The sequence below is a fragment of the Clostridium beijerinckii HUN142 genome (assembly GCF_000621745.1).
Taxonomy (GTDB): Bacteria; Bacillota; Clostridia; order Clostridiales; family Clostridiaceae; genus Clostridium; species Clostridium beijerinckii_A.
The window spans coordinates 250220-263076 of record NZ_KK211337.1; the positions used below are offsets into that span (position 1 = coordinate 250220).

The 12857-nt window shown below is 29.3% G+C and carries 8 protein-coding genes; 5 read left to right on the forward strand and 3 right to left on the reverse strand.

What is annotated here, in order from left to right; all coding sequences use genetic code 11:
- The first annotated feature begins 40 nt into the window (after positions 1–40).
- Both T483_RS0124835 and T483_RS0124840 read left to right on the forward strand, forming a co-directional pair.
- Positions 41–2134 carry a beta-galactosidase gene (locus T483_RS0124835; protein ID WP_026889252.1) on the forward strand — a complete coding sequence of 698 codons (2094 nt, stop codon included), beginning with the start codon at positions 41–43 and terminating at the stop codon, positions 2132–2134.
- A 332-nt stretch (positions 2135–2466) separates the two neighbouring features.
- Positions 2467–3399 carry a ketopantoate reductase family protein gene (locus T483_RS0124840; protein WP_026889253.1) on the forward strand — a complete coding sequence of 311 codons (933 nt, stop codon included), beginning with the start codon at positions 2467–2469 and terminating at the stop codon, positions 3397–3399.
- Positions 3400–3532: 133 nt separating this feature from the next.
- Here T483_RS0124840 and T483_RS0124845 read toward each other — a convergent pair whose 3' ends face one another.
- Positions 3533–5323: a sensor histidine kinase gene (locus T483_RS0124845; RefSeq protein WP_026889254.1), complete on the reverse strand. Its 1791-nt coding sequence runs from the start codon at positions 5321–5323 to the stop codon at positions 3533–3535.
- 36 nt (positions 5324–5359) lie between these two features.
- Complete coding sequence (locus T483_RS0124850) at positions 5360–6907, reverse strand: response regulator transcription factor (RefSeq protein ID WP_026889255.1); 1548 nt, start codon at positions 6905–6907, stop codon at positions 5360–5362.
- Positions 6908–7306: 399 nt separating this feature from the next.
- On the opposite strand from T483_RS0124850, the gene T483_RS0124855 reads away from it, so the two are divergent.
- Both T483_RS0124855 and T483_RS0124860 read left to right on the forward strand, forming a co-directional pair.
- Positions 7307–10333: a glycoside hydrolase family 2 TIM barrel-domain containing protein gene (locus T483_RS0124855; RefSeq protein WP_026889256.1), complete on the forward strand. Its 3027-nt coding sequence runs from the start codon at positions 7307–7309 to the stop codon at positions 10331–10333.
- Positions 10334–10446: 113 nt separating this feature from the next.
- Positions 10447–11043: a maltose acetyltransferase domain-containing protein gene (locus T483_RS0124860; RefSeq protein WP_026889257.1), complete on the forward strand. Its 597-nt coding sequence runs from the start codon at positions 10447–10449 to the stop codon at positions 11041–11043.
- Between the two features lie 140 nt (positions 11044–11183).
- Here T483_RS0124860 and T483_RS0124865 read toward each other — a convergent pair whose 3' ends face one another.
- Positions 11184–11663: an S-ribosylhomocysteine lyase gene (locus tag T483_RS0124865; RefSeq protein ID WP_026889258.1), complete on the reverse strand. Its 480-nt coding sequence runs from the start codon at positions 11661–11663 to the stop codon at positions 11184–11186.
- A 452-nt stretch (positions 11664–12115) separates the two neighbouring features.
- Here T483_RS0124865 and T483_RS0124870 point away from each other — a divergent pair, with 452 nt between their 5' ends.
- Positions 12116–12703 (forward strand): ACP phosphodiesterase, encoded by a 588-nt coding sequence (locus T483_RS0124870; protein ID WP_026889259.1) that lies wholly within the window; start codon positions 12116–12118, stop codon positions 12701–12703.
- Positions 12704–12857 lie beyond the last annotated feature (154 nt).

A 12857-nucleotide genomic window follows, 5' to 3' on the forward strand; every position in this document is an offset into this window, starting at 1 on the left:
AGAAGAATAAGAGTTTTATAAAATATTGGAGGGAAAGCTTATGAAGAAGGAATTTCCAGTACTTAATGGTAAAATAAATGGATTTTTACATGGCGGTGACTATAATCCAGATCAATGGCTAAACTATCCTGAAGTGTTAAAAGAAGATGTGCGGCTTATGAAACTTGCAAATTGCAATTGTGTATCAATAAACATATTTGGCTGGAGTGCAATAGAGCCAGAAGAAGGAAAGTATGAATTTGATTGGTTAGATAAAATTATGAATGATATGGCAGAAAACAATATCCATGTAATTCTATCTACTCCAAGTGGTGCAAGACCTGCATGGATGTCAGAAAAATATCCAGAGGTTTTAAGAGTAAATAGCGATAGAAGTAGAAAACTTCATGGTCAAAGACACAATCATTGTTTTACCTCACCTGTTTATAGAAAAAAGACATATGAAATAAATAAAATTCTTGCTGACAGATATAAAGATCATCCGGCACTCATTATGTGGCATGTTTCTAATGAATATGGAGGAGAATGTCACTGTGATCTATGTCAAGATGCTTTTAGAGAATGGCTTAAAAGAAAGTACGATAATAATTTAGATAAATTAAATGAGGCTTGGTGGACTGGTTTCTGGAGTCATAGATTTAACAGTTGGTCACAAATCGAAAGTCCGTCTGAAAAGGGTGAGATGTTTGTTCATGGACATAATTTAGATTGGAAGCGGTTCGTTACAGATCAGACAATAGATTTTTATAAAAATGAAATTGCCCCCATAAGAGAAATAACACCTAACATACCTGTGACAGCTAATTTTATGGGGAATTATCCACGTATGGGCTTATTTACAGGCTTAGATTATTGGAAGTTTGCAAAAGAAGTAGATGTAGCTGCATGGGATAACTATCCTGCATGGCATAATGATTTTGAAAGCACTGAAGAGCTTGCAGCTAATGTTAGTTTTGTACATGATATATACAGGTCGTTAAAAGGTGGACAGCCGTTTTTAATAATGGAAAGTACTCCAAGTCTCGTAAATTGGCATGATACTAATAAATTAAAGCGCCCTGGAATGCATTTATTATCATCAATGCAAGGTGTGGCTCATGGAGCAGATTCTGTTCTATACTTCCAATGGAGAAAAGGAAGAGGAGCTTCAGAAAAATTTCATGGTGCCGTTGTAGATCATTGTGGCCATGAGAATACAAGAGTATTTAGAGAAGTTACAGAAGTTGGAGAAGTCTTAAAAAAGATTAAAGAAATCCAAGGGTCAATTAAAGAATCAGAAGTGGCCATAATATTTGATGTTGAAAACTTATGGGCTATCGATGATGCACAGGGATTAAAAAAATATAGAAAGGGCTATGAAGAAAGCTGTCAAGCAGCTTATAAAGTATTTTGGGAAAATGGAATTTCAGTAGATATTATTAATATGGATTGTGATATATCAGATTATAAACTTGTAATAGCACCAATGCTATATATGATAAGACCAAATGTTGCAAAAAGAATTAATGAATTTGTAAAGACAGGAGGAACTTTTGTAACCACTTATTTCAGTGGAATGGTGGATGAAAATGATCTCTGTTTTTTAGGGGGATTTCCAGGACCACTTCGAGAAGTAACTGGAATATGGTCAGAAGAAATAGATTCACTATATGATAATGAAGTGAATTATATAGAATTTAAAGATGATAAAATTAAAGAATTAAAGAGACAATATGAAGTAAGAGATTACTGTGAATTGATCCATGTAGAAACCGCAGAAGTTCTTGGAGTATATAAAGAAGATTTTTATGCTGACATGCCTGCGTTAACAGTTAATAACTATGGATATGGAAAAGCATATTATATTTCAGCAAGAACGGGAGCAGATTTTAACAATGATTTTTATTCAAAGCTTATTAAGGATTTAAATATTAAGAGCGTTATAGATGGGGAATTGCCACAAGGTGTCACAGCTCAAATGCGTTCCAATAAAAATAATAAATATACTTTCATTATGAATTTCACTGAAGAAGAAAAGAAGGTAGATTTAGGAGAAGAAGTATATTTTGATATGATTTCTGATGGAGAAATTAGTGGAAAGATCACATTAGATAAATATGGTCTAAAAATACTAAAGCAAGTTAATTGTAATTAATTATTAGAATGAGAAAAATTCTTTATGTATATATGTTGCAATAATAAATTCACATTTAAAATTCTAGTAAGACAAGTGTTTAGTTAAGACCAGAATGTAGAAATTAAATTTCGATATATATATATTAAAAAATTAAAATATTACCCCCAAATAAGATAAAATCACTATAAATAATTTAAAAGTTTGTAGTGATTTTATCTTATTTATAAGTGAGGAAAAGAATGAAAATTAACAATGAACTAATTTAATGATATACTATAATTAAACTAAATAGGTATAAATTAGATGAAGCGTTTTTAGTAAATGATAAAAAGTGAAAGGACAAGTTGTTTATGGATAATAGCAAAATTTGTGTTGTAGGATTAGGTGGGGTTGGAGGATATATTGGCTGTATGCTTGCAAAGCATTTTTCCAATGTGTATTTTTTAGCAAGAGGCAAAAGATTAGAATCAATAAAAAATAATGGGTTAAAGTTATACAGTGATCTTCATGGAGAATTAACTGTTCATCCTAAATTAGCAAGCGATAATGCTAATGAAATTGGAACAATGGATTATATTTTTATATGTGTTAAACATTTTTCTTTGGAACAAGTATGTAAACAAATAATACCGATGATTAATGAAAATACTATAATAATTCCATTAATGAATGGAGTTGGAGTGTCTGAAAAAGTAAGAAAGCTTGTACATGGGGGCCAAGTTATCGATAGTCTAATTTATATAGTTTCTGGAGCGGAGAAAGATTTTTCAATACATCATGCAAGTCCTTATTGTAAGGTACATATAGGATATGGATTGAAAAAAAGTGATGAAGTAGAAAATGTATTAATTAGAATTCAAAAAATGTTACAAGAAGCTGAAATTATTTGTAAAATAGAAAAAGATATAGAAGCTGCTATTTGGAAAAAATATATATTAAATTGTGCATATAACATAATAACTGCTTATTATAACGCAACAACAGCAGAAATTATAAAAAATGATGAAGCAGTTAAGCAAACTAAAATATTACTAAAAGAAGCTTGCGCTGTAGCTCGTAAATTAAAAATAAATATTTCTGATGAGTTAGAAGAAGAGCATTTTTATCACTTAATGCATAAACAAGCGGGAGAATCAACAAGTTCATTAAAAAGAGATATTGAAGCAGGAAGACAAAATGAATTAGAAGTTTTTTCGGGAAATTTAATTGAACTAGCTTCGATATGTCAGGTAGAAGTTCCAATGAGTCAATTTTTCTATGGTGAATTAAAGAAAAAAAGTTAAGAAATATAAAGGCTGTCTTATTATTAAAAAAGCTATAATATGTTGCATTTAAAATTTAGCAGAACATATTATAGTTTTTATTTTTTGTGATAAATGTATATTACTTGTTAACGAAAATAAAAGAAATTAAAAGCTAATTCTCCACAAATTCCTTTTGAGCAGGAATTGTTACCCTTACAGTAGTGCCTTTACCTAATTCGCTGCTAATTGAAATACCATAATCATCGCCATATAGAAGTTTAATTCTATCATTAACATTTTGAATTCCAATACTTGTAAAATGCTCGTGTTTTTTAGAAGATTCTCTAAGAATCTTTTGTACTTCTTCATCTGTCATTCCGACGCCATTATCTATGATTTCGCAAATTAGATTCTGATTTTGTTCATTTACAAACACATGTATAGATCCATTATTTCTTTCATTAAAGCCATGAAAAAATGCATTTTCAATGAAAGGTTGTAAAATTAATTTTGGAATTACATAGTTTTCGCAATTTGGAATTACGAAAAAATTTACATTAATATTATCTCCATATCGTATATGATTAATTAAAACATAATTATTTAGATTTTCGATTTCTTCTTGTATTGTTATCATTTCATTTTTATTACTAATAGTATTTCTAAGAAGTGATATAAATGCATCTATAGTTTGTATAGATTTTTCTGTGCTTCCTTGCCACATAAGCCATTTGATTGAAGCTAAAGTATTGTAAATAAAGTGTGGATTAATTTGCATCTGTAAAGCATGTATTTCGGCTTTTCTCTTTTCTTTCTGCATTTTTATTTGGGCATAGACATAAGTATTTAATCCATCTAACATATAGTTAAAGTTAGCAGATAGTTCTCGAACTTCATAGCTTCCAACAATGGGAATATGATTATTGAAATCACCATGAATTATTTTAGGCATAACTTTAACAAGAGCTGAAATTGGTTTTGTTGTTCTACGTATTACGAAGAAAGTAATAGCAATGAATATTGATGCAATTAATATACTTACTGCTATAATTTCAGAAGAATCATATATTTCACTTAATACTATATTTTTATCAATCGTGCCAACTATATTAAAATTATAAGTTGGTAAATGTTTTGATAATATTGCTACATCAGAAGAATCTAATTTAGTGTTAACGTATTTGAGGTTATTATTTAAAATGACACTTGATATATTATATAAATCTAAATTTTTCGTTCCTATTTTTGAAGAAAGGCTAGAAGAAACAATAGTACCATCACTTGATATGATAGAAATGCTATTACCATTACCTACAAAATAATCATAATATTTATGGAATGTATGCTCACTAATAAGTACATATACAAATCCATAGGGTTCTCTTGTAAGTTTATCACACAGAACCTTTATAGCTACAATTGTACTAGAGTTTTTTGTGAGTTTTGTAAAACCATGATCTAAGTATTGATATAAAACAGTATTCTTATTATCTAATGCTTTTTTTGTAAAGCTGCTATTTAAAACTTCATTAGTATCAAGGATAAGATGGTCATAATCGCTTGCTACATAGGTATTCCCATTAACGCCTACAGCTAGTACAGTAATATCATAAAGATCTTTATCAGGGATCATTTTATGGAAGCCTGTAAACATATTGTATAAAGTTCGATAATTTTGCTGTGGAGTAAGCTCATTTTCTGATAAGTATCGCTGAAAATCAGGGATATAATCAATCGCATTCATAATGTTAATTGTATTATCATTAAATGTACTAAGTTCATTGCTAATTTGTGTTAAAACTTTATAATTTGATTTGCTGAAAGTATCAGCAAGTATATCCTTTGAAATTTTAATTGTAATAATTCCTATTGAAATAGATACTAAAATAACGCTTATAAGAACAACTGAAGCAACTCTAAAAAACAGGCTCGTAGAATGTATTGATTTTGATAATTTTAGCATAATGAAAAGTCCTTTCGTTTGTTACTAGTATTAATATCATTTTTTTCTAAAAGCGCTAGGAGTGAGTCCGATAAATTTCTTGAAAACCTTACAAAAGTAACTTTGATCTGAGTAGCCAACCATTCCGCTTATATCTGAGATAGGAATATCCTGTTTTAAAAAATCACAAGCTTTTTGTATTCTAATTTTATTAAGAAATTCATTAAACCCCTCTTCATTATGGGAACTAAAGTAGGTTGATAAGTATGAATAATTAAAATTAAATAGCTTAGATACATTAGTTAAAGTAAGTTGCTCGTCGTAATGATCATGAATGTATTGAATAATTTTATTGATCATATGTGAATTTATTTTATTTTCATATGTGTCTATTATTTGTTTAAAGCGATTTAAGAGAGAGTCATAGGCCACAAGTAAGTCTTCTGAATATTTAGTGTTATCTATGTCATGAAAGCACTCTTGCTTTAAGGAATTTAGCTTATTTAAATCAAAATTTAAATATTCTAAAGAAGTAATCACATTATAAAAAGAATTTTGAATCAATGTTTTTAATTCAAATTCTGTAAGAGATCTTTGATCAATAGCATTTGTAACGTATATTGTTAGCATTTCGAATGCATTCTGAAATTGCATTATAGAAATTGATTCTGAAAAACGCTTAAAATTAAATTTTTCTATTGGCGATGGTGTTTTGAAGTTGGAAGAACACATTAAAGAAACATTTTTGTTGTAAAAATATTGTTGAGTTAACACTAGGAATTCCTTTTCGTATATATCCTTAATATTTCTACTAGAATAGAAGAAGTTGCTTAATACAAAAAATGCTTCTTTAAAACTATTTGAAACTATTTCTGAAATATTTTCTAGCTTACTAAATAGAGAATTATAATTTTTATCATCAAAATTTATAATTACAACTATGATTTCGTTTTCAATGTTAGCGAATTGTATATTATAATTTGCATTTAATCCTTCTAAAGAAAATTCCTTGCCGATTTCTGAAATTGTAAAATCAATAATTTCAAGGCGTTTGCTATAATTATCATATATTTTCTTTGCGTTTAAACCCAATAAGCAAAATGATTGAAAAGTAAATATCGTATCAAAATATTTAAAGTCAGGATCATTGTCAAAACCTGATATAAGACGATTTAAGGCACTATTGGTGAGACTTAAAGAGTTTCCTTCTAAAGTATTTCTTTTCATTTTAATTGAAATCTTTTTTAGAGTACTTAATAACTCAGAAGGATTTAGAGAAGGTTTTAAAATATAATCAATAGCACCATTTTGAAAAGATGATTTAACATATTCAAAATCGCTATAACTACTTAAGATCATAATTCTTATCTTAGGGTATTTGTCCTGTACAAATTTAGCTAATTCAATTCCATTTATTTGAGGCATTACAACATCAGAAATTATAATGTCAGGAATATCCTTTTTTATCATTTCGAGAGCTTCTTGACCATTAGAAGCCTGTCCTATAATTTGGAAGCCTTCTTTTTCCCAATCAATCATATGAGTTATGCCTTGTCGCATAATAAATTCATCATCAACAACTAAAATTTTACTATATTCGTTCAATAGTTAGCACCCCTATTCTAAAATTACCACAAGATAGTTTAATATTGCTTACTACTGATTATATAGTATAAATTAAAGGTTTTCAATTAAGTAGTAAATAACTTTAGTAAAGTTTAGTAAAATGTAATTGATTTTTTACTAAAAAGATAATAAAATGTAATTATAAATTTAATTAATAACATAATCCTAACATCGGGATATAGGATAAATTAAAAAATCAATGTAATTGATTACGAAGTAAGGTGTCCTAATAATATTAGCTCATAATTTTTTTTATTCTCATATATGTTTAAGTATTAATTAAATGTGACTTTATAAAAGAGTTACATTTAGTTAATACGATTAACAACTTTAATTTAAAAAAGCAATAACTCTACAAGGTGAAAGTGAGGTAAGAGTATGATTAATAATAAACCGTCATTAGATTGGCTAGAAGATCCAGAAATATTTAGAGTTAATAGAATAGATGCTCATTCCGATCATTGGTTTTATGAAAAAGTTGAGGATGTTAAATTAGAAGACGCCATGCCTCTTAAGCAAAATTTAAATGGAAAATGGATATTTTCATATAGTGAAAATCCATCATTAAGAATTAAAGAGTTTTATAAGGATGAGTTTGATATAAATGGATTTGATTATATCGAAGTTCCAGGTCATATTCAGCTTCAAGGATATGATAAATGCCAATATATTAATACCATGTATCCTTGGGAAGGTCATGATGAATTAAGACCACCTCATATTTCTAAAACATATAATCCGGTGGGAAGCTATGTAACATTTTTTGAAGTTAAAGATGAACTCAAAAATAAGCAGACTTTTATTTCTTTTCAAGGTGTTGAAACAGCATTTTATGTATGGGTAAATGGAGAATTTGTAGGATATAGCGAAGATACATTTACACCATCAGAATTTGATATTACTGACTATTTAAGAGATGGAGAAAATAAACTTGCAGTTGAGGTTTATAAAAGGAGTAGCGCAAGTTGGATAGAAGATCAAGATTTTTGGAGATTTTCAGGCATCTTTAGAGATGTATACTTATATGCAGTTCCAGAAACTCATGTAAAGAATATATTTATAAAAACAGATTTATATGACGATTTCAAAAATGCAAAGTTAAATGCTGAACTTAAAATGATTGGCAATTCAGAAACAACAGTTGAAACATATTTAGAAGATAAAGAAGGAAATAAAATAGCTATATCTGAAAAAGTTCCGTTTTCTGATGAGCTGACTTTATATTTAGATGCGCAAAATATAAGCTTATGGAGTGCAGAAGAGCCTAACTTATACACACTTTATATTTTAGTAAAGAAAAAAGATGGTACTTTAGTTGAGGTTGTAACTCAAAAGATAGGGTTTAGGCACTTTGAAATGAAGGATAAAATTATGTGTCTAAATGGAAAGCGTATTATCTTTAAAGGTGTAAACCGTCACGAATTCAGCGCAAGACGTGGACGTTCAATTACGAAAGAGGATATGTTATGGGATGTTAAGTTCTTGAAACAACATAATATTAATGCTGTTAGAACATCACACTATCCAAATCAAAGTTTATGGTACAAGCTTTGCGATGAATACGGGATTTATTTAATAGATGAAACAAATTTAGAAAGTCATGGTTCATGGCAAAAGATGGGGCAGATTGAACCGTCATGGAATGTGCCAGGAAGTCTTCCAGAATGGCAGGCAGCAGTTTTAGATCGAGCATCATCAATGGTTGAAAGAGATAAAAATCATCCATCTGTTCTTATTTGGTCATGTGGTAATGAATCTTATGCGGGTGAAGATATTTATCAAATGTCTGAATACTTTAGAAAAAAATATCCTTCACGTTTAGTGCACTATGAAGGGGTAACTAGATGTAGAGAATTTGATGACACGAGCGACATGGAAAGTAGAATGTATGCAAAGGCAGCAGAAATAGAAGAATATCTTAATGATAATCCAAAGAAACCTTATATCAGCTGCGAATACATGCACTCAATGGGTAACTCAACTGGTGGAATGATGAAATATACAGAACTTGAAGATAAATATTTGATGTATCAAGGTGGATTTATTTGGGATTATGGCGATCAAGCTTTATATAGAAAACTTCCAGATGGAAAAGAAGTTCTAGCTTATGGAGGAGACTTTACAGATCGTCCAACAGATTATAATTTCTCTGGAAATGGTTTGATTTATGCAGATAGAACTATATCGCCTAAAGCACAGGAAGTTAAGTACCTATATCAAAACGTAAAATTAGAACCAGATGCAAAAGGGGTGACTATTAAGAATCAAAATCTTTTTGTTAACACTGATAAATATGATTTATACTATATCGTTGAAAGAGATGGAAAACTAGTAAGAGATGGTTATCTAAATGTATCTGTAGCTTCAGGAGAAGAAAAATATATTGAACTTCCAATAGAAAAGTATAATTTTCTTGAAGAAATTGTACTTACAACATCATTAAGATTAGTACAAGATACACTTTGGGCAGAAAAAGGATATGAAGTAGCATTTGGACAAAAGGTTATTAAAGAAAAATCAGATATGAATAATCATAATTCAGAGTCTAAAATGAAGATCATTCATGGAGATGTAAACATAGGGGTTCACGGAAAAGATTTCAAGGTTATATTCTCTAAACAAGAAGGAGGAATTGTATCCTTGAGATATAATAACAAGGAGTTTATAACGAGAACACCAAAAACTTTCTATTGGAGAGCAACAACAGATAATGATAGAGGGAATAAACATGAATTTAGATGCGGTCAATGGCTGGCTGCTACTATGGGGCAGAAGTATGTGGATTTTTCAGTTGAGGAATTTGATGAGAAGATTACATTATATTATACTTATCAATTACCAACAGTGCTATCTACTAATGTTAAGATAACTTATGAAGTATCTGGAGAAGGAATAATTAAAGTAAATGTTAAGTATAAAGGAGTTAGCGGATTACCTGAATTGCCTATACTAGGAATGAATTTTAAATTACTAGCTGAATTTAATTCATTTAGTTGGTATGGAATGGGACCGGAAGAAAACTATATAGATAGATGTGAAGGTTCTAAACTAGGGATTTACGATAGCACACCAATAGATAACTTATCAAGATACCTAGTCCCACAAGAATGTGGAAACAGAACACGAACTAGGTGGCTAGTAGTTAAAAATGATAAAAATGAAGGTCTTAAATTTACTTATGGTAAAGCTCCATTTGAATTTAGTGTTTTACCATACAGCAACATGGAATTAGAAAATGCACTTCATATAGAAGAATTACCATCTGTTAATTTTACTCATGTGAATATAATAGGTAAACAAATGGGGGTTGGCGGAGATGATAGCTGGGGAGCGCCAGTATTACCTGAATTCTGTATCGATTCAAGTAAAGATTTAGAATATAGTTTTGCAATTTCTAAAATATAATAAACTTATATAAAGTACTAAAAATGTTCTGAAGGATATAATTCAGAACATTTCTATATAAAAGAATACACGTGAATAATCAGAAGATTAATAAAATAAATTGGGAGGCTACTATGACAATTAGGGAAAGAATAAAAAATGGTATGCTATATGTCGATATAGGAGAAGGTCTTGATGAAGAACGTGAAAAGTGCAAGGAATTATTATATGATTATAATCATACACGTCCAAGTGAGAAAATTAAAAGGAAAGAGCTTTTAAAAGAATTACTAGGTGATATGGGGGATGAGGTTTGGATAGAACCACCACTACATATGGCATACGGTAAAAATGTACACATTGGTAACTGTTTCTATGCTAATTTTAATCTTGTAATTGTAGATGATATTGATGTATATATAGGTGAGCATGTTATGATAGCACCTAATGTAACAATAACGCCTACAGGCCATCCGGTAGATCCTGATCTTCGTAAGCCAGGAACTCAATTTTCAATTCCAGTAAAGATAGGTAATAATGTTTGGATAGGGTCTAATGCAGTCATTTTACCTGGTGTTACCATAGGAGATAACTCAGTTATAGGTGCAGGAAGTGTTGTTACCCATGACATTCCTGAAAATGTAGTTGCTGTAGGAAATCCTTGTCGCGTATTAAGGGAAATAAATGAACAGGATAAAGAGTTTTATTTTAAGAATAAGATAGTGGAATAATATGGTATTAGAAATACTAATGGATTATTTTTAGATGAATATTCTTTAAGAGATTCTATAAGTATATATAAGTAAAGAAAAAATAGGATGCTCACAAAGCATCCTATTTTTTGTATCATATAAGTTTAATTCTAATTTTATTAATTAGGATAAACTAAATTTTTCTCAGTTATATTTAACAAGATATCGTTAAGAAATTTATTTGCCAAATATTTTGCCATTGGTAGATTCATATCTAAATAATTTCCACAATCTTTAGCAGAAGCACCAGGAATATCTCCTTCAAATTCAGCCATAAATTTATATAGTTCTGTAAGTAGAGGAACTATATCTTTAGATTTATAATCACCATGTAAAATCAAATAAAAGCCTGTCCTACATCCCATTGGTCCAAAATAAACTGTTTTATCTGCATAATCTTTATGATTTCTTAAGAATGTAGCAGCTAAGTGCTCTATTGCATGCATCTCTGCTGTATTCATAGTTGGTTCAAAGTTTGGTCTAGTCATTCTAATATCAAAAGTTGTAAGAACTGTATCACCAAACTTATCTTGTCTTGAGACATATACACCAGGAAGCAATTCTAGGTGATTAATTGTAAAACTTGCTATCTTCTCCATTAACGTCACTCCTTAATATAATTTAGAATAAATGCTCAATAATATACTATAATAGTTACATCTATTAGAACCTTATTTAAATTTGTTTCTATTAAATTTTAACACTTGTAATTTCTATTATCAATAACATGGTTGTATATTAGGTAAAAAGAAGTTAGTGAACTATGCAAACTACATAGTAATTAAAAAGCAATAAGGATGGTTCTATTGCTTATAATAAGAAATTCGTATAATTTAAAGGTGAAATATTGATTATGGAGTGTAATTAATTATGAATAACTATATAATAAAAGAAAGCAATGAGAATGAGGTAAAATTCATGTAATAAGTCTAGTTAATAATTTTGACATCTATATATAAGATGAATTATTTCGATGAAGGAATGAAAAAACAATAAGTAGTACAAATTATAAATTTAAGACATTATTTAGAAAAACTTGAAAGGAGAAAAAATGAATTATTTAGCACACATATATCTTGCAGATGATAGCGAAGAAAGTATGCTAGGAAATTTTCTTGGGGACTTTGTAAGTAAAACTTTGGAAGGTGAATTTGAACAATCCATAAAACAGGGGATTATTATGCATAAGAAGCTTGATAGCTTTACGGACTCCCATCCAGATTTCATAAGGAGTAGAAAAAGAATTTCAAATACTAATAGACGTTTGGCTGGAGTATTAATTGATATATTTTATGATCATTTCTTAGCTAAAAATTGGCATGATTATTCTTCAATATCGCTAGAAGAATATGCGGATAATTTTTATGGGATACTTAGAAAGTTTTCTTACTGTCTGCCAGATAAGCTAATAAGAAGGATGAATTTTATTATAGAAGAAAACTGGCTCCTTTCCTACAAGGATATACATGGTGTTCAAATAGCAGTTGATAGAATTGCTGTAAGATTTGCGAATACAAGGCACCCATTAGTAAATCCTATAGAGGAGCTAATTGATAATTATGAAGGTCTTGAAAGTGATTTTAAATGTTTTTATCCACATGCAATTGATTATTCAAATAAGCTTAAAATAATTCTTTAGTTGTGTGATTAATAGTATCTGGAGTTTAATATCAAGTATACAATATATTTAGGGAGTTAAACCAATATGTTATATATTTTTATACTCAGAATATTACCGCTTATTATAGGAAAACATAACTTTATTAAAATATAAGCTCTAGAAATAAATTGAA

Excerpts from the sequence above, each read along its gene's own strand:
- T483_RS0124865 (WP_026889258.1), bottom strand. The coding sequence starts at position 11,663 with ATGGAGAAGATAGCAAGTTTTACAATTAATCACCTAGAATTGCTTCCT.
- T483_RS0124870 (WP_026889259.1), top strand. The coding sequence starts at position 12,116 with ATGAATTATTTAGCACACATATATCTTGCAGATGATAGCGAAGAAAGT.
- T483_RS0124840 (WP_026889253.1), top strand. The coding sequence starts at position 2,467 with ATGGATAATAGCAAAATTTGTGTTGTAGGATTAGGTGGGGTTGGAGGA.
- T483_RS0124860 (WP_026889257.1), top strand. The coding sequence starts at position 10,447 with ATGACAATTAGGGAAAGAATAAAAAATGGTATGCTATATGTCGATATA.
- T483_RS0124855 (WP_026889256.1), top strand. The coding sequence starts at position 7,307 with ATGATTAATAATAAACCGTCATTAGATTGGCTAGAAGATCCAGAAATA.
- T483_RS0124845 (WP_026889254.1), bottom strand. The coding sequence starts at position 5,323 with ATGCTAAAATTATCAAAATCAATACATTCTACGAGCCTGTTTTTTAGA.
- T483_RS0124835 (WP_026889252.1), top strand. The coding sequence starts at position 41 with ATGAAGAAGGAATTTCCAGTACTTAATGGTAAAATAAATGGATTTTTA.